24 protein-coding genes are annotated in these 24,004 nt (G+C 50.2%); 13 read left to right on the forward strand and 11 right to left on the reverse strand.

What is annotated here, in order from left to right:
• Nucleotide 1: 1 nt before the first annotated feature.
• The 6 genes from C557_RS0102590 to C557_RS0102615 all read right to left on the reverse strand — a co-directional run bounded on the left by C557_RS0102590 (nucleotide 2) and on the right by C557_RS0102615 (nucleotide 5,410).
• On the reverse strand, nucleotides 2-916 hold the full coding sequence (locus C557_RS0102590; RefSeq protein WP_018750262.1) for a carbohydrate ABC transporter permease: 915 nt from the start codon (nucleotides 914-916) through the stop codon (nucleotides 2-4).
• 36 nt (nucleotides 917-952) lie between these two features.
• Nucleotides 953-2,314, reverse strand: a complete 1,362-nt coding sequence (locus C557_RS0102595) for an MATE family efflux transporter (RefSeq protein WP_018750263.1) — start codon at nucleotides 2,312-2,314, stop codon at nucleotides 953-955.
• 26 nt (nucleotides 2,315-2,340) lie between these two features.
• Nucleotides 2,341-3,348, reverse strand: a complete 1,008-nt coding sequence (locus C557_RS0102600; protein WP_026263259.1) for a CehA/McbA family metallohydrolase — start codon at nucleotides 3,346-3,348, stop codon at nucleotides 2,341-2,343.
• Nucleotides 3,326-3,814, reverse strand: coding sequence for a hypothetical protein (locus C557_RS0102605; protein WP_018750265.1), 489 nt, complete (start codon nucleotides 3,812-3,814; stop codon nucleotides 3,326-3,328). The genes C557_RS0102600 and C557_RS0102605 overlap by 23 nt, the downstream gene beginning before the upstream one ends.
• 195 nt (nucleotides 3,815-4,009) lie before the next feature.
• Nucleotides 4,010-5,017, reverse strand: a complete 1,008-nt coding sequence (locus C557_RS0102610; protein ID WP_018750266.1) for a LacI family DNA-binding transcriptional regulator — start codon at nucleotides 5,015-5,017, stop codon at nucleotides 4,010-4,012.
• 48 nt (nucleotides 5,018-5,065) lie between these two features.
• Nucleotides 5,066-5,410, reverse strand: a complete 345-nt coding sequence (locus C557_RS0102615) for a winged helix-turn-helix transcriptional regulator (protein WP_018750267.1) — start codon at nucleotides 5,408-5,410, stop codon at nucleotides 5,066-5,068.
• A gap of 105 nt (nucleotides 5,411-5,515) precedes the next feature.
• Here C557_RS0102615 and C557_RS0102620 point away from each other — a divergent pair, with 105 nt between their 5' ends.
• Entirely contained in the window at nucleotides 5,516-5,902 is a 387-nt protein-coding gene (locus C557_RS0102620; RefSeq protein ID WP_018750268.1) for a RidA family protein, read from the forward strand.
• 487 nt (nucleotides 5,903-6,389) lie between these two features.
• Here C557_RS0102620 and C557_RS0102630 read toward each other — a convergent pair whose 3' ends face one another.
• Nucleotides 6,390-7,787, reverse strand: a complete 1,398-nt coding sequence (locus C557_RS0102630) for a helix-turn-helix domain-containing protein (protein WP_018750270.1) — start codon at nucleotides 7,785-7,787, stop codon at nucleotides 6,390-6,392.
• A gap of 174 nt (nucleotides 7,788-7,961) precedes the next feature.
• Between C557_RS0102630 and C557_RS0102635 the strand changes: the two genes are divergently transcribed.
• Together C557_RS0102635 and C557_RS0102640 are read left to right on the forward strand one after the other, a co-directional pair.
• Nucleotides 7,962-8,306 carry a helix-turn-helix domain-containing protein gene (locus C557_RS0102635; RefSeq protein WP_018750271.1) on the forward strand — a complete coding sequence of 115 codons (345 nt, stop codon included), beginning with the start codon at nucleotides 7,962-7,964 and terminating at the stop codon, nucleotides 8,304-8,306.
• Between the two features lie 140 nt (nucleotides 8,307-8,446).
• Nucleotides 8,447-8,791, forward strand: coding sequence for a helix-turn-helix domain-containing protein (locus C557_RS0102640; RefSeq protein WP_018750272.1), 345 nt, complete (start codon nucleotides 8,447-8,449; stop codon nucleotides 8,789-8,791).
• A 270-nt stretch (nucleotides 8,792-9,061) separates the two neighbouring features.
• On the opposite strand, the gene C557_RS0102645 is transcribed toward C557_RS0102640, so the two are convergent.
• The 4 genes from C557_RS0102645 to C557_RS0102660 form a co-directional block, all read right to left on the reverse strand.
• Complete coding sequence (locus tag C557_RS0102645; protein ID WP_018750273.1) at nucleotides 9,062-9,538, reverse strand: toxin-antitoxin system YwqK family antitoxin; 477 nt, start codon at nucleotides 9,536-9,538, stop codon at nucleotides 9,062-9,064.
• 240 nt (nucleotides 9,539-9,778) lie between these two features.
• Nucleotides 9,779-11,017, reverse strand: coding sequence for a nitrogenase component 1 (locus C557_RS0102650; protein WP_018750274.1), 1,239 nt, complete (start codon nucleotides 11,015-11,017; stop codon nucleotides 9,779-9,781).
• Entirely contained in the window at nucleotides 11,004-12,299 is a 1,296-nt protein-coding gene (locus C557_RS0102655) for a nitrogenase component 1 (protein ID WP_018750275.1), read from the reverse strand. The genes C557_RS0102650 and C557_RS0102655 overlap by 14 nt, the downstream gene beginning before the upstream one ends.
• Entirely contained in the window at nucleotides 12,296-13,051 is a 756-nt protein-coding gene (locus tag C557_RS0102660) for a nucleotide-binding protein (RefSeq protein ID WP_018750276.1), read from the reverse strand. The genes C557_RS0102655 and C557_RS0102660 overlap by 4 nt, the downstream gene beginning before the upstream one ends.
• A gap of 234 nt (nucleotides 13,052-13,285) precedes the next feature.
• Between C557_RS0102660 and C557_RS0102665 the strand changes: the two genes are divergently transcribed.
• The 10 genes from C557_RS0102665 (at nucleotide 13,286) to C557_RS0102710 (ending at nucleotide 23,983) form a co-directional block, all read left to right on the forward strand.
• The gene (locus C557_RS0102665) at nucleotides 13,286-14,113 is read left to right on the forward strand and encodes a helix-turn-helix transcriptional regulator (RefSeq protein WP_018750277.1); all 828 of its coding nucleotides are present in this window, start codon (nucleotides 13,286-13,288) and stop codon (nucleotides 14,111-14,113) included.
• A 176-nt stretch (nucleotides 14,114-14,289) separates the two neighbouring features.
• Nucleotides 14,290-15,597: an NtaA/DmoA family FMN-dependent monooxygenase gene (locus C557_RS0102670; protein ID WP_040676350.1), complete on the forward strand. Its 1,308-nt coding sequence runs from the start codon at nucleotides 14,290-14,292 to the stop codon at nucleotides 15,595-15,597.
• Nucleotides 15,598-15,629: 32 nt separating this feature from the next.
• On the forward strand, nucleotides 15,630-16,658 hold the full coding sequence (locus C557_RS0102675; RefSeq protein WP_018750279.1) for an ABC transporter substrate-binding protein: 1,029 nt from the start codon (nucleotides 15,630-15,632) through the stop codon (nucleotides 16,656-16,658).
• A gap of 15 nt (nucleotides 16,659-16,673) precedes the next feature.
• Nucleotides 16,674-17,675, forward strand: coding sequence for a FecCD family ABC transporter permease (locus C557_RS0102680; RefSeq protein WP_018750280.1), 1,002 nt, complete (start codon nucleotides 16,674-16,676; stop codon nucleotides 17,673-17,675).
• Nucleotides 17,672-18,709: a FecCD family ABC transporter permease gene (locus C557_RS0102685; protein WP_018750281.1), complete on the forward strand. Its 1,038-nt coding sequence runs from the start codon at nucleotides 17,672-17,674 to the stop codon at nucleotides 18,707-18,709. Before C557_RS0102680 ends, C557_RS0102685 begins: the two co-directional genes overlap by 4 nt.
• Nucleotides 18,710-18,800: 91 nt before the next feature.
• On the forward strand, nucleotides 18,801-18,932 hold the full coding sequence (locus tag C557_RS25540) for a hypothetical protein (protein WP_276202648.1): 132 nt from the start codon (nucleotides 18,801-18,803) through the stop codon (nucleotides 18,930-18,932).
• Between the two features lie 86 nt (nucleotides 18,933-19,018).
• Entirely contained in the window at nucleotides 19,019-19,318 is a 300-nt protein-coding gene (locus C557_RS0102695; protein WP_018750283.1) for a hypothetical protein, read from the forward strand.
• Between the two features lie 156 nt (nucleotides 19,319-19,474).
• Nucleotides 19,475-19,687, forward strand: coding sequence for a hypothetical protein (locus C557_RS0102700; protein WP_018750284.1), 213 nt, complete (start codon nucleotides 19,475-19,477; stop codon nucleotides 19,685-19,687).
• Between the two features lie 341 nt (nucleotides 19,688-20,028).
• A complete protein-coding gene (locus tag C557_RS0102705) occupies nucleotides 20,029-22,140 on the forward strand; it encodes a TerD family protein (protein WP_018750285.1) in 2,112 nt (703 codons plus the stop codon).
• Nucleotides 22,141-22,540: 400 nt separating this feature from the next.
• Nucleotides 22,541-23,983 carry an SWIM zinc finger family protein gene (locus C557_RS0102710; protein WP_018750286.1) on the forward strand — a complete coding sequence of 481 codons (1,443 nt, stop codon included), beginning with the start codon at nucleotides 22,541-22,543 and terminating at the stop codon, nucleotides 23,981-23,983.
• Nucleotides 23,984-24,004: the final 21 nt, after the last annotated feature.

Here is a 24,004-nt window from a genome sequence, read left to right on the forward strand (position 1 = left end):
TCTAGATTTTCATTTTCGTGACCAGCGTGTTGAAATAGGTCAATAGTAGAATGAACAGGAACAATATATACGTGGCCGCGGAAGCCAGGCCGTATTCATGACCGCCAAAGCCTCTCTCGAACACAAAGCCAACCACCGTATGCAAGGAACGCGCCGGACTTCCCTGCAAGCCGCCCAGCATATAGGCATCGGTAAATCGCTGCAACCCGCCGATCCAGCCAATAATGAACAGAATAGTCAGGCTCCCTACCATATTGGGTACCGTAATGTACCACCATTGCTGGAACCTTGAAGCGCCATCTATTGAAGCAGCCTCATAGTAGTCATTGGAGATGGCTTGCAGGTTAGCGAGATTAATGATGATTACGAACCCTAACCAGTGCCAGGCGGCCAGAATAATAACTCCCCATTTGGCCGAATACGGCTGCGATAGCCATACGATCTTCTCAAAGCCCAACAGTTGCACTACGTAATTAAGCGGCCCATCCGGATGAAGTATAGCCAAGAACACTGTGGCCGCTGCCACCATCGAGGTGACATTCGGGATATAGAACAACACCTTCAGGAAGCCCCCGCCCCGCACCAGATTGTTAATCAAACAAGCGATAACAAATCCGGCGGGAATGGCAATAATGAGTTGAAAAATTGTCATGTACAGCGTGTTGTACATGGCATACCAGAATGTCTCCGATTGCAGAACATTAGCATAATTTCCAAATCCGACAAATTGCTCGCTTGCTCCTTTGACAAAGCTTAAGCGAAGCGACTCTATCAGCGGATATACCATAAACAGCAAGATCCCCAATAAGGTGGGCATTAAAAACACATACCAGGCCAGCTGCGGCTCTCTCCTGGAGCTCTTCTGCCGCTTGCGGCTAGCCTGTTGTTCCAGTACCGCTGTTACCGTTTTGGACATAAGCTGGACAGAAACCTGTCCTCCCCTCCCCCGTTTTTATAATTTTTGTACTTCCCTCGTTACTGTAGATAGACGAACCTCCTGCCACTTCCCCGATCTCCAGCGCACGATCATGCAGACCGCCCGTATCCATTCATCTATAATGAAAGCCAGCCAGATGCCATAGATGCCCATCTTCAGAACAATACCAAGCAAATAGGCGGCCGGCACACTGACGCCCCACATCAGAATGAGTCCAATCATCACCGGGAATCTGACGTCCCCGCTGGCATTCAATCCCGCAATCATGATGACGTTGCAGGCTCTTGCCGCTTCCAACACTACGGATAACAGCAGCAGGTTTTGGGCTGTTTCTATAATTTCACGGTCCTCAGTGAACAAGCCTATGATGGGTACCGACAACAAGTAGAGCGCAACGCTCACTAGAAAACTGATAGCCAGGCCAATCTGTAAATGTCTGTTTCCCGTTTGCTTGGCATGTGCACGCTGACCTGCCCCCAACGAATATCCAATCATGATTGTAGTGGCCTGACCGATGGAGGTGGAAATCAGAAATACGTACCCCGTAATCGATTGTGTATATATTTTGGTCGTAATCGCCGCCGTCCCCAGCAGCGTCACGATGGCAGTGATAACGACCTGGGAAGCGGAATAGGACAGATGCTCTCCCGCAGACGGAACGCCGAGCCGGAGAATCTCCCGGAGATCAGCAAAGCGAAGTCTGTCCTGCATCCTGGTGAACAGATACTGACGCAAGCTGCGAAGCAACATAGCCAAGGCCAGAGCCACACCCGCAAACCGACTGACAAAGGTTGCCCAGGCTACTCCTGTTACCCCGAAGGAGGGCAAACCAAGGGGACCGAACAATACCAGATAATTACCGAGGGTATTGATGATGACAATCGTCAGCGATAAGGCAAGCATTCGCTTGACCATTCCGTTCATACGCAGCATCATTTCCACGGTCATGACAAAGGCTGCCCCCACGGAAGCGGAGCCGGTGACGGTCAGGAAGGTCTTCCCGTAATCCATCAGCTCCTCCGGCATGGAAATCGCCTGCAAGATGAGCTCAGCGCCAAAGAACAGCCCTACACTTACAATCAGACCCAGGCATAGATTGGCTAACAGAGCTATTCTTGCAATACGCCCTGCTTCCAGTGGCCTGCCGGACCCTAACAATTGACTCATAATAATGCCGGCTCCTATGGTGATAAAGCCGAATATCAAATTAGCGGTCGTGATAATTTGGGCAACGGTTCCTACCGCAGCTACAGCTAGATCAGAATAGCGTCCCAGCATTAGCGTATCTATGGTATAAATTAAGGTTTGGATGAATTGACTCAAGAAGATAGGCCAAGCTAAAGTGAATAAATTGAATGGTTCAGAGGTGGTCTTCATTCACACACCCTTTGCTGTATTTATTTTCATAGTTGTGGCTTTTCAATATAAACAGGATTGGTCAGAGCTAACGTTGCGAGCAGGCCATGGATAGGACCTATTAGCTCAACCCGCAGCCACCTCAAGCCTTTCAGGCTTAAATCTTCCGTCCATTCGGTTCGTCCGGCAGCAGATCCTCTTGCCAGTTCTCCCAGATTCGAGTTAATAACCAGCGTACAGCCTTCATCTGCGCCCCAAGGTCTTTCCGGGACAGAAGAACGGGTGATCGTGACGGACAGATGCGCCGGACTATCGCTATTGGCCTCGTGCAGCGGCACCTCATCCCCAAGCCGATAGCTCTTCCCGCCTACACGAAGACTCACCTCAAGCATCGGTCCCATACTGAGACACAATCTGCCTTGCCCGATAGCCTTGACAACCGCTTCCGATGAGCCTGGACTTTCATTGTCCTCAAGCCCTACATACGTGTATGCCGCTAAGGCGTCATGGTCTCCGGAATGGTGCCAGTCCCGTCCCGAAGTAGCTGAAATCCGGTAGCCTTGATTAAGCAATTCAGTCCATTGCCGCAAGGCTGGAGCATTATGGTTCTTGATCGGGGGCATCGTCTCATGCCATACCTCCATGTAATCCACCTGCTCCCAATCCTCCACCGTATATTCCCAATGGCATCCAGTACAGATCGGGCTCCCCATACTATAGGGGTGTGCAATTCCTACGATACCTCCTTGCTCGTGAACACGGGCGATTCCCTTGGCAATATCACCTTGCCCCAAATCTCTCCACTCGCAATAAGGAGCACCCAGCGTCAACATATGCCCATAGAAGGTTGTCCACTCCATACCCGGAATAATGGCGATCCCCGTCTCTTTGCTTACTGCTTCTGCATCAATCAGCCCGGACACTGTATTATGGTCAGTTAGTGCGATACCTTGCAGACCCAGCCTGGCCGCTGTCTGGCACATTTCCAGTAGAGTGTGCCTCCCGTCGCTGTGAGGGGTATGTGTGTGCAGTTCAAACGGAATCCATTGAGTCAACAGCTTCTCCTCCTCTCACTTCCAGCACATAATGGCATTCCGGTGTGACGACACAGTGCACACTAATGGTAATTTTCCAAACGCCCGCTGCCAGCTTGCCGGGAATGAAGCCTGGCGAGGTCAGCTTGGCATCCGGGCTTATTCGGTGCTGTTGCTCGGGTGGATGCCGATGCGCTGAACCGCGAAATCCCTCGGGCCCATCCACAGAGAGGGTCAATAAATTTTGCAGCGGATAAAACCCCTCCCAATTCTTCTTATAAGGCTCTGCCCATTCCGGCTCTGCATACTTATCAATGGCATTCATGATAAGCTCATGAGAAGCCGCTTTGTCCTGATATTGCTTGGGCGCATACTTAAAATCGATATCGAGGAACTCACACTCGTGATCTAATTGGAATTGATAGGTGATATGTGTCTTGGAGCTAATTGGCGTCAAGTTGCCGTCAACAGCGATGAGAACTGCCATCCGAGGTCCCCTCTTTCATCTTGATCCAGGTTTTCTGGTAACGATACCAGAAGGATATTTATAAGCATAACGGTCATTTGTAAAATGTTATTAAGATTTTGTTCAAGATTTTATTAAAACTTTGCAGACGCAAAAAAACCGTCCTTCCTCGAAGGAAGATTCGGCTCTTGTAATTTTCATTATATTTTATGCAAGCTATAGCTTGCGGCAGCTCTCACGCTCTACTAATTTATGGGGAAGAATAAGATCAGGAGGAACACATGTACCCGGACTCTCAATCAGCGCATGCAAGCTTTCCAGAGAAATTCGGCCGAGTTCCTCCATCGGCTGCTGAATGGTGGTTAGTGCAGGCCTTACCACTTCGGCAATCCGGCTGCCATCAAACCCAACAATGGATAGATCCTCAGGAATTCTCAGTCCATAATCGAGGGCCACGTTCAGGGCCCCCACGGCCATGTCATCGCTGGCTGCAAATACGACGGTGGGCAGCTCTTGCAATTGGAGCAGCTCGGTCATCAACTTTTGACCGCTCTCCATTTTATAGTCCCCAAACCGGACATACCCGGGCTTCACCTCTAGCTCATAAGCTTGCATCGCATCCACATAACCGCGATAGCGTGCATCGCCAGCAGTAACATCTCTCAAATCCCCGCCAACAAAGGCAATCTTCCGATGGCCGCCTTCAATAAGATAAGCAGTGGCATCAAAGGCGGCCTGATAATCATTAATCAGCACAGAACTCCTGGAGGGTAACGGGGATTTAACACAGGTAAACAGTGTTGGTATGGTCAGACCTTCGATCAGAGTAATGATCCGCTCATCTACCTTCTGGTGCATAATGAGGATGCCGTCCACCCGCATCTCTTGAAAGGATTGTAAATAGGTATATTCTTTATCCAAATCCTCGGCAATATTGCAGATCATCAGGCTGTAGCCATGCTCACTTGCCGTCTTCTCAATGCTGCTGAGGATTGTCGAACAGAAATGATTGGTAATATCGGGAACAATGACTCCGATCATATCGGTCTTCTGTTTCTTCAAGCTGCGGGCAATATGGCTTGGGGTATAATTCAATTCGGCGATGGCTTGATTGACTTTAGCTAATAGCGCCTCACTTATGTATTTCTCTCCATTGAGCACCCGCGAGACGCTAGTGACCGATACGCCCGCTCTTCGCGCAACATCTTTAATACTGACTCCCACAAATTCACCGCCTATTTGGAATATGCTACAAGATCATAACAGCATCGTTTAGCCTTTGCTATAGTTCTTCATACCCCAGTCGCATAGCTGCTCCAATACGGGCAACAACATCTGGGCTTTATCCGTCAGACTGTACTCTACCTTGGGCGGCACCTGGGGATATTCTCTCCGCTCGACCATTCCGTCCGTCTCCAGTTCCTTAAGCTGGGAGCTTAACGTCTTGTATGTGATTGTCCCAAGCTGTCTTTTCATTTCATTGAAACGTATCGGCTGCCTTTCAGCCAACAGATAGAGAATCACCATTTTCCACTTACCGCCAATTACGGACATCGTATAGCCAAACGGGGTGTCCTGAACACGCGTATCCTTGCCGTTTAAATCGGATATGCCCATATTTCACACTATCCTTTCGGATAGTACCTATCTATAAAGTGCGTACTATCCCTTTCTTTGTGCCCAGTTTATACTAACCTTACTTTGAAGTAAAGGAGAGTTCACATGACTACTATTAAAACATATAATCATCATCTCTGGGATCATGGCATCTCGCAAGGATACAGCGTCAACGGTACCCTTTATATCTCAGGGCAATTCTCTCACAATGCGGCAGGAGAGTTCGTCGGAGCCGGCAATATTGAGCTGCAGACCCGCCAGACGCTGAACAATCTGGATCGTGTGCTGGCAGAATTCGGCATGACCAAAGCGAACCTCGCTTATGTGGAGGTCTATCTCACCAATGCCCAAGAGCACGGAGGACCCGTCATTGAGCTATTCAAGGAGTACCTGGGCGATCACAGGCCCGCTGGCAGCCTGATCGGCGTCACCTACCTGGCCTTCCCCGAGCAATGGGTCGAGATCCGGGCAGTGGCGCATGTAGAAAAGTAAACATTAAAAAAAGTAGTATGCAGCTAAACTGTATACTACTTTTTTCTTAGGTTCTCTTTTGCCATATGACTCTTTCCCTTGTCATTATAGCTTTATTATTCTGAGGTTTAGTTCACCCACATTATAATCAGGATGATAACAGCAATAATGCCTATGACGATAAGTAGATTAGTCACCTGTCTCCAAAAACCTGGAACACCCTGTGTATGGTAATGTTGAGCATTAACATCGTGATTGGCTTTATGTCCACCGGGATCTGTCGAATTTGCCGGGGGACCTGGGTTAGAGGCATGATGATCATCTCCTTTCATCTTCTATTCATAATATAAAAGTACCCTCTTCAATAATGCAAGAGGGTACTTCTAATCATTCTTTTCACCTTACAATGGTCTCTGAAACAGGAAATCTCCGAGCTCAGCCACCCAATCCATGAATCAACACTTTGATGATACCGGAATCAGCCAACACTCCCACTGCTACCGCCCAGCTAAGCACGCTTGGCAACAAAAAGCTTCTTCTCTTCATTAGTCTGCACCTCGCATAATAATTTTTTATATTGCTTACGACCGCTCTCTGATACTCCATGTCGAAATCTTTCAAATAAACGAACACAATGAATCAACATGGATTCATGATTGTAACGTATGGCAAGTTCTAAACCCTCAAACAAATACCCGAACCCTGACTCATATCTCTGCGCCCCAAAATGGTAATATGCAAGTTCGGAAACATACCGGATATATTGATCTGCAACGATTTGCGCATTATAGGTTCCCAGACGGGAGCTTCGTTCCTCAAATACCAGCTTCTCTCCATAATGTTCAAGCAAATGATCCACATTTAAGCTAAAACGATTAGCCGCCTGCAAAATGCGATACATTGCCGGGATGCTCTCCTCCACATGATGTGTAATATACTCCACATAGCCCGCTAACGCCTCTACCTCACCAGACATTAGACGGTACAAGCAAGCATTGCCTTGCCCCCACTGGTAAAACTGCTTTACAATTTGCTCTTCTGCTTCGTTTAATACTTCTATGTCTAAACGCTCCCCATGGCTATATAAATTCACATACTGCAAAGCCCGTTCATACTCCTCACGAGCATCACATACATTAGCCATTAATAGATAGGCGTAAAGCAGATAAAACAGCAGTTCCCGGGAGGGGCTGCTCTCCACCTCCTCTCCTTTTCGTTTCGGGCGGTGGCGGCGCTGTATTGCAGCCTTACGCTCCAATTCTTCAGCCAGGAGCTGCACCCGGTCCCACCGATGCAATGATGCATACACATCCGCCAAATCTTTAATCGCATCCAACTGGTTCGATTCATCCAAGCGATCAACATATTCCTCGAACCAGGCGACCGCCCGTAAGTTTCTTTCCTGATCAGCGCCAAGCTCAATTTTAAATAGCCGGTATCGGCTCAACGCCAATCGTTCGGAGTGCTGATATTTCTCACATTCTACGATACACAAATATAGCAATGCAGCAGCGTCCCTCTTGCCCTCATTCCAGAGCAACTCTGCCATATCAAATAAGAGCGGAATATATGCCAAATGATCGGCCAAAGCTTGGACAAGGCGTTCAATACAATCCAGCTTATTCAGCTCGGCGCAACGATGGATGAACGGCCCCATTCGTCTCCAGTCCGGGGACGATTTAAGCAAGCAATCTTCCAAATAGACTTCGTAAAGAGATCCTTCCGCTAAACCCATTCCCATTGTCAAACGGTCTAAATTGTGCATGGAAATTTGACGTTGCCCACTTAACATCGCGCTGACCGTTCCTGCATTAATTCCGCAAATATCAGAGAACTGCTGCAAGGTCAGTCCAGCCCCGTTCAAGTAATCCTTTAGCTGCTGCCTGATTGTAGTTTCAGGTTCCATAGGAGTACCTCCTTGATCAATGAAAAACCGCTAAAGCTAAATTGCAATTTCCATATATACCTACTTCACCCTCTATTATACTATATATAAATAGTATTTAATACATTAAAAACTATCTTTATATGCCTGCCTAATCATTTTCAAGTCACCTAAGCTTATTATTGAGGTGATGAAATGGCAGAGTTGCGCAATTTTCTAGGAAATCGACTTCGGGCTATACGAAATGCTAAAAGCCTCACCCAACAAAATCTGGCAGATTTATCCGGTCTGGATTATAGATATATTGGTGCTATTGAACGGGGAGAACAAAACTTTACAATTGACACCTTGGAGAAGGTGTTGGCAGCTTTACAGGTGTCCCTTCGCGAGGTCGCCTACTTTAACATGGAACAAGTCAGAGAGGATTCGCCCCGTTGGGAAGCAATCGATCAGTTTGTGATCAGTACCGAGGGATTAACCGAGGAGCAAATCGAAACTTTGCGGCGAGTGAATCAGGAAGTGTTAAAGGCATTTAAATAATTCGCCAGGCAAATCGAACCTATAGGGATAATCAGGGGTATAAATCACTATATATAAATAGTAATTTTTACACCAAAAACTATACTTCGTGCCCTGCCTAATATATTCCCAGTCACCTAAGCTTATACTGAGGTGATGAAATGGCCGAACTACGCAATTTTCTTGGGAATCGAATTCGGGCTATACGGAATGCCAAAGGCCTCACTCAACAGAATTTGGCGGACATAGCCAGTTTGGATTATAGATATATTGGCGCCATCGAACGAGGCGAACGAAATTTTACGATTGATACATTAGAAAAGGTGCTGGCGGCTTTGCAGGTGTCCCTTCGTGAGATTGCCTACTTCGATATTGAAGAGATCAGAGAGGATTCGCCGCGCTGGGAAGCGATCAATCAGTTCGTGGTTAATACCGAGGGATTAACGGAAGATCAGATTGAGACCTTACGTCGAGTAAACGAAGAGGTGATGCGAGCGTTTAAATAGCCTTTCCCATTGTGGAAAAGGCTATTTGGCTTGAAGCTGCTCACTGATTCTTCCTATGATTGTGTAAACTTCAACCTCTCCCGTATATACTCCTTCAATTCCTGATTTCTACAATACAGATAATCCTAAACCGCATTTGGGTATCGAAACACTGCCACCGTAGAATTGGGCATTGAAAAATCAGCTTCCGGTATTAGAGCTGGGAGCTGATTTTAGTTAATATACAACGAATATATATTAATACTTCCTGTATAATACGCCGTTAACTCTTTAGTTTTTTCTTTTTTGTTGTTCATAGTTTTCATATTTTTCAATCATTTTTCTGTCAAACTCTGTTGGCTCTGTTTGTTCTTTTACTAAGTTTCCCTTGTCGTCCCATTCCATAAATGATTCACAGAATCCGTATTTGTAGACACTCTCAGACTTTTTTTTACCATGGTCATCGTACTGAAAGGACTTGCCCTGTTTCGTACCTTTATGCATATGACTAATACTTTTTACATTCCCACTCTCATAGAAACAAACATATGGGCCATTTGAGATACCCTGAGTATAAGAGCAATAGTAATTTAATTTCAGATTTTTATACAGCTCATAAACAACACCCGTAACAGGCTCCTCGACGCCATCCTCTGAAATTCTGCACACCTGTTGACCATACTCTCCGCCATAGTAAACATGATCTCCGTCAAAATGTAGACCTATTTCCATAACTTCTTTTTGTGTCAAAAGGTTTTTTTGTTCCATCTCAAATACCTCATTCTAATTTAATCTGAACTTTTTTTAAACCCAGCAAAATAGACTCACAATGTGGACAGGCATGCAATAGAATGGGATGTCCGTCACTGGTTTCGTTGACCCTAGCATTCCATTTACATAATACTATATTATTATTCATTTTGATTTGCCAAAATAGCCGAACCCACCAGCAATAAATCGCTCGTGGGTTCGGCTATGGCGCGACATTTTATTGAGCTGTGCTCTCGACTAATCCTCATCCTGCTCCAGCAGAGCATTGAGCCAAAGTCCGGCTAAATGGTTCGCTCCCCGGAAGCCCACAAACGGCGGATCATAGGGGCTTAAGCGCCATCTTACATCAGGGTTGCTGATTTGATTCTCCAGACTGCGGCCCGCCCATTCTAATGCCTCCCCCGAGGCCATCAGCACCCCCTGCTTATGCGCGGTGACCACACGCATCCATTCATCCTCCGCGTAATAAGGAACATCTGCACTCGCCATGTCAGGGGAATCACACCAGCAAGCACCCGGGCTTAGCGAGAACTCCTCGCGGGCATAAGTCAATATTCCTTCCACCACATCCCCATGTCCCCCCAGAGAAACCGTTGCTTCCTCAGGATGAGAACGAACGATATGTTGAAAGACGCGGCGGGACGGGAGCAACAGACTCTGTGCCCGCTCGGCCTCCGCCAGCACAAATTCCCGATTGGGCTGCCGACCGCAAAGCTCCCCAATCTGCTCAATCCAACGAAGCGTTCCCTTTATGCCATATGGTCTTGCCGGTAAATAAGGAGTTCCGAACTGCTCGCGCAAATGCTGTGCTGCTGCCTCCCCCTCGCGGCGGATTACCAGATTAATGTGAGCACCCCCCATCCGCTCGATATCATGCACATGGGTATCCGAGGTAAGAATACAAAGCGGACTCATGCCAAAAGCTCCCTCCATAATACGCACAAGCTCCTCCGCATCCGCCTGAAAGCGAAACAGGTCAGCGCAAGAGCCTATGATATTATAGGTGGGCTGCATCGTTCTCTCCGCCTGCCGGGGCAGTGTCCGAACCAGCAATAGAAGCGCCTCCCGCACTCCTTGATATCCGAATACATCGAAGCCCCCTGCACCAAATGGCAGCAATGGCACCTCTGGGAAATCCAATTGCAGCTCCCGGCATATGGCCGGCAAATCCGTGCCGATTACCGTTGGCACCGAAGAGGGCAGCAGAAATACGATCTCGGGATGATCGCGCTCTATGATCTCAGCGATGGTGCGATGAAGCCGCCCCGTATCCCCCAGTGAAATATCCGTTTCATCGATATGAGTGGAATACAATCGGCAGGCATCCACGACCCCAACCTGCTCCAGAAACACCCGGCCATACAGCATATGTCCCATGCATCCGTATTCAACCAGCGCCGCACCGCGAATAGATGCCAGCGTCCGCAGCGTTCCCATTCTGCCGGACATAGGCGGCCGCAGCTTATACAGTCCCATACCTATTCCTCCCGATTTGCAGTATCTGTGCCTGTTGCCAAGTCTCGAGCATGCGGTTGATTAACATACAGGTTCGCTCATAGCCGATTCGTCCGTACAGCTCATATAAATGCGATACACAAGGAATGGCTCCGGTTCCGCCCGGAATCTCTCCGAAGGATAGAGCGGGGTTCATTCGTTCCAGCACTATAGCATCCGCTTCCTCATTTACCATGTGGCATATCAACGGGTCTTCGCCGACACCCTTCAAGGCCTTGGCCCACTTGCGATCATCCGGATAGAATTCCTCAACATGCAAAAGAAGCGGTCTCATATGAAGCTCGGCCAGATACAGGGCAAGCGGCAAAGGCGTCAGCGCATTTTGGTGCGTAGCGATATAGCTTATCCCCTGAAATACCTGGCGGGCTCGCTCATGCAATGAGGCAGCCTCCCTCCTCGCTGCTTCAAACTCGTCATGCCACTGAATATCCAGCGCCTCCGCTACATCCGCATAAAGACGATCAATACCGGGTACATCATACGTTTCGTGAAGGCTGATGTAAGGGATGCCGCAGCGCCTTTTCATCAGCTCTGCCAACGGGTTCATATAGGGAGAGAGAACCAGGTTCAGCCGTGCATCTCCGGCATCCATAAAATCGGCAACGTCCGATTTGGGTGCAAGCATACGCAGCCGGAAGCCTCTCCCCTTGAGCGCTTGCAGCAGCTCCGGTTCAGGGACATGCTCCTCCTTTGGACTGCGCCCCAGAATGTTAACAATATCAGGGCGGGCTTCCGCCTGCTCCACCAGTTCGCCAAAGGCAGCCAAGGTCTTCCAATAGCCGGACGGGTAGCTGTTGCATTTGAAGTGGCCCATCAGGACAAAGCAAAGCTGGGCCTTCACCTCCGGCTGTATCTCACGCACAATCCCTTCGATATCCTCCCCGATCACCTCCGGCACACAGGTCAGCACCAGCATAATGGCCTTGGTTCCGGTCTGATCCATCTCCCGGATCGCCCGAATCAGTCCCTCGCGGCAGCCAAACACCACCTCATGGGCATCCAGAATATACATCCAGTGGCACACACCTTCTTTGCCCCGGGCATGCTCTACTACCTTCCGGCTGTAAATGCCGCACTCTGCCGTACCTACCACAAGCGTGGACATGCCAGTGATATTCGAGCTGATCGCCAGCGCTGTATGCATCGGGCAATGATTCCCGGGAAAGGCCGCCGGAGTCAAAAATTGAACACCGGCATTCGATCTCACCGACGACAAGCGTTTTATATGCTTCAACTCGCTCATTCCGCTTCCCTTCCCTCCAGCAGGCGCAAGGCCAATCTCTTGTAATGCTCCGCCATGTCTGAATCCGGGAAGGCCTCCACCACCGTCTTGCCCTGCGCTTCAGCTTGCTGAACCAAGGGATGGCGGGGCAGCCTGTAAATAACCGTGGCGTCCATCTCCGCTGCCGCCTGATCCACCAGTTCATCCTCTCGCTCAATGTTCTTGGCATTGAGGATCAGCCCACGCAATGAAGCATACCCGCGCTTGCCAAAGCTTTTGACCGCATGCGCAATATTGGTGGCGGCATACAAAGCCATCATCTCGCCGGAGGTAACAATACACACCTCGTCCGCATATCCACCCCGAATAGGCATGGCGAAGCCGCCGCATACTACATCGCCCAATACGTCGTACAGAACAACATCCGGCTTATAGATTTCATAGGCCTCCAACTCCTCCAGCTTTTCAAAGGCAGTAATAATCCCCCGTCCCGCGCATCCTACTCCAGGCACCGGGCCGCCGGATTCCACACACAGCACCCCCGTGCTGCTCCGCACCACCAGTTCCTCCAGCTCCGCATCTCCATGCTCTCGTAAAACATCCAGCACAGTCGGAATGTTGCTCCCTCCGGTCAGGGTACGGGAGGAATCGGCCTTGGGGTCACAGCCAATTTGCAGCACCGTTAATCCCATCGCAGCCATGGCTGCCGATATGTTGGAAACCGTGGTTGACTTGCCAATGCCTCCCTTGCCGTAGATTGCAATTTTTTTCACTTATAATGGCCCTCCTAAAGTGAGTAATCAAACAGCCACAAGCCTGCGCTATATAACCCGTTTAAGTGCAACAATCAGTGTAGCAAACCCCGGTTCAAGTTGGAATGAACTGATCCTGAAACAAATATGAACGATTCCGCAATTCTCCGCTGGAAGATCGTGCAGGAGTACCAAAGAGCACACCCATATATTATTATTGATAATAGTTATCAGTGCGGGAAGGCAGGTTTTCACATGATGAGCATTGTGGACAAGCTAGCGGATATTTTTGCCGGACGATCCTATGAGCTAAACGGGGTATACCATCTGATCATTCAGCCCAAGAGCGTTCTCCGAAAGTGGAAAACCTCTCACCACGGCTTTCTGTTTGTTATACGAGGTCAGGCCAACATGAAGGTGAATGGCACCCCTTACGCCCTGCATCCGGGGGTGGTGCTGCATGCCAGCCCGGGACTGGAGCTGAATGCCCAACTGCTAGGCGAATCCGAGCTTGAGTATTTCTCCCTATTCTATACCCTTGACCATCCGGAGATGCTCATGAGGATCGGTGAAGCCCGCGAGCATTTCCTGCTTGAGCCAGGGCCAAGTCCAGCCGTCCCCGAACTGCTCACGATGCTTCACCGCAATATTCGTATGTCGGAGACAAGCATTGCCAAGCTTCGGGCCAAGGAGCTGTTCTTAAGCCTGATGTATCAGACGCTGGCTAACTGCCAATATCGGGCAAGCGGGAGCTCCCCCGACAAAAAGACCATTGAACAGGCACTGACCTATATTAATGAATATTATATGAATCCATTAACACTGGATGAGCTGGCCAGCCTCTACGCTATGCCTCCCCAACGATTCTCCTACTACTTCCGTAAATATACAGGATGGGGGCCGATTGATTATGTCATTCATTACCGCATGGAAAGAGCAAAGGAGCTGCTAAAAAACGGCACCTTCCTCGTCCGCGATGTGGCCGCCAGCGTTGGATACGCCAACCCGCTGTATTTTAGCCGGGTATTCAAGAAAAAGTTCGGTGTCTCTCCCTCTGAATATATCCGGCAGCTGGAGTCATAAGCCCCCGGCTTTCAGGGTTATTCGTCGTTCATCCGGCTCCCTTTATACTGCCGTATTTACGAATAATGCATGTCGCATTTCTGATTCGTGCATTCCCCATATACGCTGTCCCTGTTACTATCATTGAGAATGATTATCAACGACTCAATGACTTTTCAGGGAAAGGTTGATTGACTTTGCATGTAGACAAGCAGCTATGCATTGGATTGTCTCTATCGCCAACCTGGCTCAAAGGAGCAGGCTGGCGCAGGGAGGATAGCCGTGCAGAACAAATCTTCTCAACCAGTTTCTATGCCAATCTGGCAAGGCAAGCAGAGCAGGCCAAGCTGGATTTCGTATTTAAGCCGGATGTGATGGCCCTGCCTGCAGAAACACTGGAGCGCTCTCCAGGCTTCGGCGGGCTTGATCCATCTTTGCTGCTCGCAGCGCTGGCGCAATCCACCCGGCACATCGGCCTGGTAACTACCGTGTCCTCAACATTTACACCCCCCTACCTCGCAGCAAGGCAAGCCCAATCCCTGAATTGGATCAGCCAGGGGCGCGCCGGCTTAAACATAGTAACTGCGATTGACGGCGCCGCCAACTTCGGGCTTCGTGACATGCCCCCATCAGAGGAGCGGTACGCCAAGGCAGCGGAGTTCACCCAGGTGGTGCGCCGGCTCTGGAGCAGCTTCCCCGGTGAAGCAATGATCGTTGATCGCAACGCCGGACAGTTTGCGGACCCATCCAGAATCTCATCTATTGACCACCAGGGACATTTCTTCCGTGTTCAGGGGCCTCTCAATGTACCGGCCTGCCCGGCAGGCGAAATTCCCTTGATTCAAGCCGGAGCATCTTCCGCCGGGCTGGACTTCGCCGCCGCAACAGCGGATGGTGTATTTGCAGCAGCGCCCGATATGGCCGCAAGCCGCCAATTGCGTCAAAGCCTGCAGCGCCGGGCAAGCAAGATCGGCCGGGCACCGGAGGCGATTCGCGTGCTGCCGGGTCTGCATTTCTTCCTTGCGCACACTCGCAGCGAGGCGCTGGACCTGCACCGGGAGACACATGCCTATCTGTCTGTTGAGCAGCGCTATGCATCCATTCAGGCCCTGCTAGGCATAGATATCCGGCGTTTCGCTCCGGACCAGCCGATAACCCTGAGCTTGCTTCCCGATCCGCCTGCGGCCGTGCGGAGCAGAACCCATACCGACCTGCTCCGCGCGCTGATCGAACGGGAACAGCCTACGGTTCAGGAGCTGCTCGCAAGGCCGGAGGTTGTCAATTCCGGACACTGGGTCGTCGTCGGCACGGTGGACGATGCGCTGAAAGAAATACTCGCATGGCATGAAGCCGGAGCCATGGATGGATTCATCGCATTGCCGGGCGGCTCGGCAACGTCACTGCAACTATTTTTCGAGGAACTGATTCCTCAGCTCGCCGAGAGGGGCTTGTTCCGACGCGAATACAAGGGCAGAACCCTCCGTGAGCATTTGAGCATGATCTGAATGATTTAATTTGAAAGGGGATCACGAGTGAAATGAGTAAAAAACAGGAAATAAAGATAAAGCTGGCCGGCCTGACCTTGCTGCTCGTTCTGGTTCTGGCACTAGCCGGATGCGGAGCACAGCAGAACAACGAGGCGGCACCTGCCGCTGCGAACAATACAGCGGTTGAAGATGCAGGAACCAAGCAAGCAACGAACGATACAGCATCTGATAGCGACACAAGAACCATTGAGTACCTTGGCGAAACCTATACCCTGCCCAAAAAGGTAACAAAAATCGTCGTCACCGGAGCGATGGAGGCCATGGAGGATGCAGCGGTGCTCGATGTGCAACTGGCCGGAGCCATCTCTGTGGGCGGACAATTCCCGGAGGTCTTCGCGGAAATCACCCGTGAGGCCGAATCCATCGGAGAGAAGCAGCAGCCCGACTTCGAGAAGATCGTGCAGATTAACCCGGATGTCATTCTCGGTACGACCAAATTCAAGCCTGAGGTGCTTGAGAAGCTGCAAAAAATCGCAACCACGATTCCCGTCTCCCATATCTCGACCAACTGGGAGGCCAATCTGCGGCTAATGGGCGAGCTGTCAGAAAAGCAGGAGGAAGCCGAGCGCATTCTGACTCAGTACAAGAGTGACGCACAGGCGGCCAACGCTTCATTGAAGGCCAAGCTCCAGGGCAATACCGTCGCTGCTATCCGCATTCGCGGAGCACAGGCTTATGTATATCCTGCTGATATCTACCTGAACCCGGTGCTGTATGGCGAAATTGGTCTGGAGGTTCCTTCACAGATTAGTGCGGCCAAGACACAGGAGGCCATTTCCGATGAGCAACTGGCGGAGATGAATCCGGATTATTTGTTCATTGAATTTGCGGCAAGTGAGAATAACGAAGCCGAGAAGGCCTTCGAGGAATTGAAGAAGAAGCCGATCATTCAGAACATCAAGGCCTTCAAGCAAAATCAGGTGTTTGTCAATGAGTTGAACCCGCTGCTGGAGGGCGGCACTGCCTTCAGTCGGATTCAATTCCTGGAAATCGTGCAAAATCTGCTGACACAGCCATAGACAGGGGCTAAAAAGATGTTGGAGTTCGGTAGAACCATCGTCCGGATCAGCCTGTTTGCTCTTCTGTGCATAGTCACCATCCTGGCCTCCGTCTCCCTGGGCTCCAAGACGATCCCCTTGGAAACGGTATGGCAAAGCTTTGTACAGTTTGACCCGGAGAATATGGATCACTTGATCCTGCAAACCTCGCGCCTTCCCAGAGGCATCGGTGCCTTGCTCATCGGTGCCTTTATGGCCGTCTCCGGCGCTCTGATGCAGGGGATGACCCGGAATTATCTGGCCTCCCCTTCCATTCTGGGCGTTGCGGATGGCTCCGTATTTATCATTACCTTGTGCATGGTCTTTCTGCCGGGCGCTTCCTCTGTAACCTTGATCCTATGTTCACTCATCGGCTCGGCTCTGGGCGCCGCACTTGTATTTGCGATAGCGCGGGCGCTGCCGGGAGGCATGACACCGCTGACGCTAAGCATCCTGGGAACCATCATCGGAACCTTGCTTAACGGAATAGCGCAGGCGCTCGCCTCTTACTTTCAGGTGTCCCAGAACATTAGCTTCTGGTACAACGCCAGGCTGCATCAATTGGACCCCGTCCTGATCCAATGGACGATTCCCTTTGCCATCGTCGGCCTTGCCCTGGCCTTCCTGGTCCTTCGCTCCGTGGCCGCCCTGTCCTTAGGCGAAGACATCGCCCGCGGGATGGGTGTGCGCGTCCCGTTGATGAAGGCCTTGATTATGCTGAGCGTTGTCATTCTAACGGGGATATCGGTTGCCATGGCCGGGAAGATTGCTTTTGTCGGCCTGATTATTCCGCACATCGCCCGCATGCTGTTCGGAGCGGATTACCGTAAAATCGTTCCTTACTCCGCCGTGCTCGGCGCCTTGTTCCTGGCCTGGTCGGACATTATCAGCCGCTTCCTGAATGCTCCCTTTGAGACACCTGTCGGTGTTGTTACGGCGATATTCGGCGTTCCATTCTTTCTCTATCTAATCAAAACGAAGGGAGGAAGAAGCGCATGAACCAGCAGAAACAACAGAAGCAGCAGGTACGGGCTTCGCTCGTATTTTTGCTCGCTATGGCCCTGTCTCTACTAGTCGTGTATATCAGCATTACGAACGGTTCATTCGATATACCTGCGCTGGATGTCGCTCGATCCCTGCTGCATCTTCAATCCGTCGAGCAATACGACCTGATTATATTCGACTTTCGCTTACCCCGAATCATCATCGGGGCCGCGATAGGATTTGCACTGGGAACTGCCGGCGCCGTGCTCCAAGGCATCACGCGGAACCAGCTGGCCGATCCGGGCATTCTAGGCATCCAGTCGGCTGCAGGCCTGGCCATTGTAGGCTATATGTTTTTCTTTCAAGGCACCTTAAAGGGGATCGGCTGGCTGTCAATGATGATGATGCCGCTGTTTGGCTGGGTCGGAGGTCTGATCGCCGCCCTGCTGCTGCTGATTTTCGCCCGCCAGCAGGGCGTGATTGACCCCCAGAGGCTGATCTTGTCGGGGATTGCCTTAAGCTCAGGCTTCGGCGCATTGACACTGTACCTTTCACTGAAGATGGACCCCCAGGATTTCGAGATGGCCACAGTCTGGCTGTCGGGCAGTATCTACGGTGCCAGCTGGGAGCAAATCGCCGCCCTGCTGCCGTGGATCATTCTGCTCGTCCCCTTGATCTGGATGAGAGCGCATATTCTCAACCTGCTCCATCTGGACGAGGTGACCATATCCGGAATCGGGGTAAACAAGGCTCGTGAGAGAATGATTCTGCTCCTGTGCTGTGTTGGATTAATTGGTGCCAGCGTATCCGTAGCAGGGAGCATCAGCTTTGTCGGCCTGATTGCCCCCCATATTGCCCGAAGACTGGTCGGCATTTCATACAAATACGTGATTCCCGTTTGCGGCGTAATCGGCATGCTTATGGTGCTGCTGGGCGACCTGATCGGCAGAACCCTCTTCGCCCCGGTCGAGCTGCCGGTTGGCATTGTCATCTCCATCATCGGTGTGCCGTTTTTCATTTATTTGCTGTTCAGATCTAAAAATAAATAGACATCTCTCCGTTTTTTAGCGGCCTTAGCTCCTTGACTTTTGGGAAATAAGGCCCTTTTGCTTATTTACTTGCAGATGGCGGGGGATGTCTTTGAGGCAACAATTTAATGATGTTACACTTTTCTTGGTAATTGCCGGAAGACTGGTGAACCTGGGAGCTACCTACCTTGCCTTCCCCGAGCAGTGGGTCGAGATCCGGGCCTTGGCGCATTTGGGAGAGTAGATTTTATTTGGACTTTTAGATGTTAATTAATGTAATCTTAACACAATTAGATTGCTATTGGTTTATGTTATAATGAGCAAAATGCGGTGAATAAAATGTCCATTTCCAAAGAACAATTGGAGCAAAGCTTTCAGGGCAAAGCTTATGTTGAACTTAAAGATCTGGTACAATTGATCGAGGATAATTTCGGATTTAATGTTACGCTTCAGAGGAAAGATGAACCTGCATTTACTGATGAACAGAAGAAAAGAATGACATCTGTCATTTTCAAAGATGAAGACGTTCTTTCCCAGCTTCGTCAGGCCAAGCATGACCGAGAGAATGGGATTTCCACATATAGTGACAGTGAAGAGGAGTTTTGCACGATTACTGAAAGACGTTCATAATGACTGTCCGTTACAAGGTGCTCTGGACCACTTACGCTAGGACAGCCCTTGCCCGAATGAAGGAATATAAGGTAAACCCCTTGAACGTATTCAGACTACTGGATTTTGATCGGCAATGTAGTCGTAATTTACAGGATTGACGAGGAGCTTCTCACGGTGTATGTCGATGCTTGTTATTTTGCCAATACAGGACTGTCCCATCATCACCAACAGAATGAACATAATAAAGGCTTCTCACGTCGCTTTTCATTGTACCGTGAAACAATTATTTTTATTGATGGCCCAATCGTAGTTCATACCGAGGGATTAAAGGAGCAGATTGAAACCTCACGGCGAGTAAACGCAGGGCTCATTCGAGCCTTTAAATAGCCTTTTCCATTGTGGAAAAGGCTATTTGGCTTGAAGCTGCTACAACTCCGTATACGTGGTCATTGTCCCCGAAGGACGTGTTCAGCGGGTATTTGGCAGCCCTCTACAATTCGCAAATCGATCCTCGTAATACTTTTACCATGTTCAGCATAATCTTCCTTTGCTAAAGTAAGTTTATCGCCAGGCTATGGTCATCCTTCCTTCTGTTGACTTAAACCATTTAGGGTGGCCGACTTCCCGGCGGCACAAGCAGGCTATTGCATTTCTTCCTTCTAACCCAAATTGATGATTTAGAGATGCAGGTTCCCTGCTTGTGCATTTATAAACAAGGAGGTGGCGACATGTCCACCGTATACAATGAAATATATTTGCAAAAGAGTCGTAAATGGGTTGTCCAGCCGGGGATGCATCAATTGCCCGTATCTTATTTGGCTACAGCCCTTAAGAATATAGAAAGGCTCGGGTTTACTTTCTCCAAGCCGCTTATAGATGCCTTGCTTACACTGGATATCACCGAGTTCACAACGACCTACCAGGCTATCGAGGCACAACTCAAAACCATGGTCAAAGCGGATTATATATACCGCCCTATGTACCCTGGCTTCCCCCAGCAAGTGATGGAAATGACTGAGGCCGAGCTTTACATAAATGCGATTATCCATTATTACACGTTGCTGCTGCCGGAAGGGACGGAGCAGGTGCAGCCCCAGATGAAGGAGCCGGAAAGCCCTTTCCAGAAGCCACTCAGCATCATTGAGCTTGGCAATGCCGAGCAATTCTATCAAATGATGCAGCAAATCATTGCCGCAAATAGCTCCATTTCAAAAGCAGATCAAGAACACCTGGAATTGCTGGTTGCCTTGGACGATCATATATTGGAACGGCTGCCCGAAGAAATTCCTTTGAAAGAGAACGTAGGATTTATCACCAGTCTGCTCTTAAAATATGGTAAAGCCGACATTCGGCACATTGGACGTTACTTCAAAACCGCTACCGACGTGCTGCGCTTAGCCGTAGCGTTGTCTGACGGCGATGTTAGTTTGGCTGCGGTCACGGTGTTCCGCAAGTTCAAGCGTTCCGAACGCAAGCTGTTGCTGGCCTTGCTGGAGCAATGCCCAAATCCTGCCGAGGATATGCTGCGGTACAAGGAACGCTGGATTCGTCTTGGTGAAATTCTGCATCCTTCCGAATATCAGAAGCGATATCCGCAATGCGCCGAGGCCTTTGATATCATTCGGAGCGGCAAGAAGTTGATCACCTTCCGCAGCCAGGTGGAGCAAGCTTTAAGGTGGCATAATGCCCCGCTCGCTACGTCCTTGCTGGCAGAACGACCGGGGGAATTTGCCCGTCGGCTGGATCATTTGCTGCGTACGCATCCCGAGCCCTACGAGGTTGTGCTGACGTTCAGCCTGATCGCAGAGCAAGTCTCAACTCCGGTGCTGTTGCAGGTGATGACTCATTTCAAGCACCGTCATACGAAGCAGGCATGGCGTACCTTTTTCCCAAAAGGCAGCGTAGGTAAAGCTATCGCTATTCCGAATACATTACCCGAGCTTTCCTTATATAGATGCAAGGAAATTGTAGACCTCTGCGAGCAAACCCTGATCGAGCATTTCCGTCAGCTCCCGTCCCTGGGCAAAGTCTTTATTGAAGACGGCTTGCAGAAGCATAACGTGCCCTTTGCCATGCGCTCGGCGAGTAAAGCGTTGCGAACCTTGAGTCGCGGAAGTCGAATGGCTATGCCGGAAGGCAGCACGATCCGCTTCTTTCTGTGGTGGAAGGAAGGTATGGTGGACGGTGTGCCGACAGACCGCGTAGATATCGACTTATCCGCCATCATCTATGATACAAATTGGAAATACATGGAGCATGTATCTTATACGAATCTGCGCTCCGCCCAGTATAAAGCCTTCCATAGCGGTGATATTGTCACTGCACCTCAGGGAGCCTGCGAATTTATTGATATTGATATTGATTCTGTCCTGCGTTATGGGGGCCGATATGTTGTATCGTATCTTAATTCTTTTACCTTGCAGCCCTTCTGCAATTTACCGGAATGCTTTGCTGGCTGGATGATGCGCCAGAAGCCGAATTCGCGAGAAATCTTCGATCCGGCTACGGTGGAGGACTGTATTGACTTGGCCGCAGATACGCAGATTTCCGTTCCTGTCATTCTCGATCTGGTCGAGCGTGAGGTAATCTGGTGCGACCTGGCCCTCCGGCGCCACCCAGGCTATTACAATAATGTGGAGGGCAATCTGTCGGGTATGGTAGCGATGGGTCATGCCATGACCTCGGTAGTCAAGCCCAACCTGTACGACCTGTTCTCCTTACACGCCCAGGCCAGAGGGGAGCGGATCTACAGCCGGGAAGAAGCCGATACCATTTTCTCATTAAAAGACGGAATTACTCCCTTCGATACTTCTACCATCCTTGCTGAATACATCTCTTAATTTTTTTAACGGCCTTAGCTCCTTGCTTTTTCGGGAATAAGGCCCTTTTGCTTATTTACTTGCAGATGGCAGGGGATGGCTTTGATGCAACAATTAATGATGTTACACTTTTGTTAGTATTGCTGGAAGACTGCTAGCCGAATAAACAGGCTTCTTAGTTGGACCCAAGAATATGCATAACAAGCAAGAGAGGTAATGATTCTGAAAAAGCGGAGCGTTCGCCTTTGCGAATGGATTTCAACCTTATAAGAATTTATCAATAAAAGAAATCCGTGAGCAACAGCGATTGTAAGAACATGACCTCGTCTGCTTCTCTGCATAAATCTTAAGTCTAACCTACAAAGCCCTTCTGTTATGAGTTCTAATTTCTACATATCACCAAGCCATAAGGAGGTTACTCATGATTGAGATTACAGCGGCCTATGCCGATTCCCTCGCCCCCAACAGCTCGGCCATCAAGAACGGGCAGGGTCTGGCCCTGAAGAAGAAATTCGTCAGCCTGCACCACTCCCCGGAAGGAGACTTGCTCTTTGGTGAATGCAGCGGCAGCGGAAAGAGCAACTATCTGACCTCGGCAGACTTCGTAATTCCCGACAAGCCCGTATTCCGTTGCAGTTGTCCCAGCCGCCAATTTCCCTGCAAGCACGCTCTGGGGCTGCTGTATGCTTACCTGCAAGGCCAGACCTTTACGGAGTCTCCGGTTCCAGAGGATATCGCCTCCAAACGCGAGAAGGCGGAGAAGCGCGAGGAGAAGAAACAGCAAGAAGCCACCGCTCCGCCAAGCAAGAGCAAGCCCAAGAAAGTAAATACCTCCGCGCTCAAGAAGAAGCTCAGCGCACAACTGGAGGGGCTTGACCTGCTGGAGCGACTGGTGCAGCCGTTGATTCGCTCGGGACTTGGCACCATCGATAGCAAAACCCTCAAGCATATGAACAGTCAGATCAAAGAACTCGGCAACTATTATTTGCCCGGTGCCCAATATGAGCTGCGCCAGCTCAGCGTTATTCTGGCAAGCGACGCCGAACAAGAGCTGCGCTATACCCAAGCCGTGGAGCAGTTCACGAGATTGCATGCCCTCATCAAACGTGGACGTGCTCATATTAGGGCCAAACTGGACAATGAGCAATTCGCTCCCGATCCCGCCTCAACGATCGAAGAATGGCTCGGGCACGCCTGGCAATTGTCGGACCTTGCGGCTCACGGCCTGCAATCCGGAGCGACCGAGCTCATTCAGCTCGCCTTTACCAGCTATGATGATCCCGCCAGACAGGAGTATGTGGATACAGGCTACTGGCTCAACTACGATAACAAACAAATTCACCGCACCATCCAGTATCGGCCTTACCGGGCGGCACGCCATCTGAAGGAGGAGGACAGCTTCTGGGAGGTGATCCAGGTTCCCGCCCTCTATCACTACCCGGGGGACTTGAACCATCGCATCCGCTACGAGCAATTCACGTCCAGGGATGTGACGGAGCAGGACTTCGCCAGAATTGCTGACGCATCCCAGCGGAGCTATGCCGATGTCCTGAAGACCATGAAAAATCAGCTCAAAAGCCCGCTCGCCGATCCGGAGCCGGTGGTGCTGCTGCATGTCCATGAGACCCTGCTGACCGATCAGGGGGAATACGTGATTACCGACGAAAGCGGGCAACAACTGAAGCTGTCGGATCTCGGGGCCGCCCCGCAAGGAACGTTGCAATACCTCCCTTATGTGCCCCAGGAATGGCTTCAGCATGCTGAACTGCTGGTGATGTTTCGGTACGAGAGCGCTACAGGCACAATCGCCGTACAGCCCTTAACACTTATCCACGGACAACAGCAAATTCGGCTTTTATACTAATTTCGACCGGAGAAAGGGAGG

The organism is Paenibacillus sanguinis 2301083 = DSM 16941 (genome assembly GCF_000374825.1).
In the GTDB taxonomy this organism is placed as follows: Bacteria; Bacillota; Bacilli; order Paenibacillales; family Paenibacillaceae; genus Fontibacillus; species Fontibacillus sanguinis.

Coding starts and splice junctions, on each gene's coding strand:
- C557_RS0102590 (WP_018750262.1), bottom strand. CDS start 916: ATGTCCAAAACGGTAACAGCGGTACTGGAACAACAGGCTAGCCGCAAG.
- C557_RS0102595 (WP_018750263.1), bottom strand. CDS start 2,314: ATGAAGACCACCTCTGAACCATTCAATTTATTCACTTTAGCTTGGCCT.
- C557_RS0102605 (WP_018750265.1), bottom strand. CDS start 3,814: ATGGCAGTTCTCATCGCTGTTGACGGCAACTTGACGCCAATTAGCTCC.
- C557_RS0102615 (WP_018750267.1), bottom strand. CDS start 5,410: ATGGGCATATCCGATTTAAACGGCAAGGATACGCGTGTTCAGGACACC.
- C557_RS0102620 (WP_018750268.1), top strand. CDS start 5,516: ATGACTACTATTAAAACATATAATCATCATCTCTGGGATCATGGCATC.
- C557_RS0102630 (WP_018750270.1), bottom strand. CDS start 7,787: ATGGAACCTGAAACTACAATCAGGCAGCAGCTAAAGGATTACTTGAAC.
- C557_RS0102635 (WP_018750271.1), top strand. CDS start 7,962: ATGGCAGAGTTGCGCAATTTTCTAGGAAATCGACTTCGGGCTATACGA.
- C557_RS0102640 (WP_018750272.1), top strand. CDS start 8,447: ATGGCCGAACTACGCAATTTTCTTGGGAATCGAATTCGGGCTATACGG.
- C557_RS0102645 (WP_018750273.1), bottom strand. CDS start 9,538: ATGGAACAAAAAAACCTTTTGACACAAAAAGAAGTTATGGAAATAGGT.
- C557_RS0102650 (WP_018750274.1), bottom strand. CDS start 11,017: ATGGGACTGTATAAGCTGCGGCCGCCTATGTCCGGCAGAATGGGAACG.
- C557_RS0102655 (WP_018750275.1), bottom strand. CDS start 12,299: ATGAGCGAGTTGAAGCATATAAAACGCTTGTCGTCGGTGAGATCGAAT.
- C557_RS0102665 (WP_018750277.1), top strand. CDS start 13,286: ATGATGAGCATTGTGGACAAGCTAGCGGATATTTTTGCCGGACGATCC.
- C557_RS0102675 (WP_018750279.1), top strand. CDS start 15,630: ATGAGTAAAAAACAGGAAATAAAGATAAAGCTGGCCGGCCTGACCTTG.
- C557_RS0102680 (WP_018750280.1), top strand. CDS start 16,674: ATGTTGGAGTTCGGTAGAACCATCGTCCGGATCAGCCTGTTTGCTCTT.
- C557_RS0102685 (WP_018750281.1), top strand. CDS start 17,672: ATGAACCAGCAGAAACAACAGAAGCAGCAGGTACGGGCTTCGCTCGTA.
- C557_RS0102705 (WP_018750285.1), top strand. CDS start 20,029: ATGTCCACCGTATACAATGAAATATATTTGCAAAAGAGTCGTAAATGG.
- C557_RS0102710 (WP_018750286.1), top strand. CDS start 22,541: ATGATTGAGATTACAGCGGCCTATGCCGATTCCCTCGCCCCCAACAGC.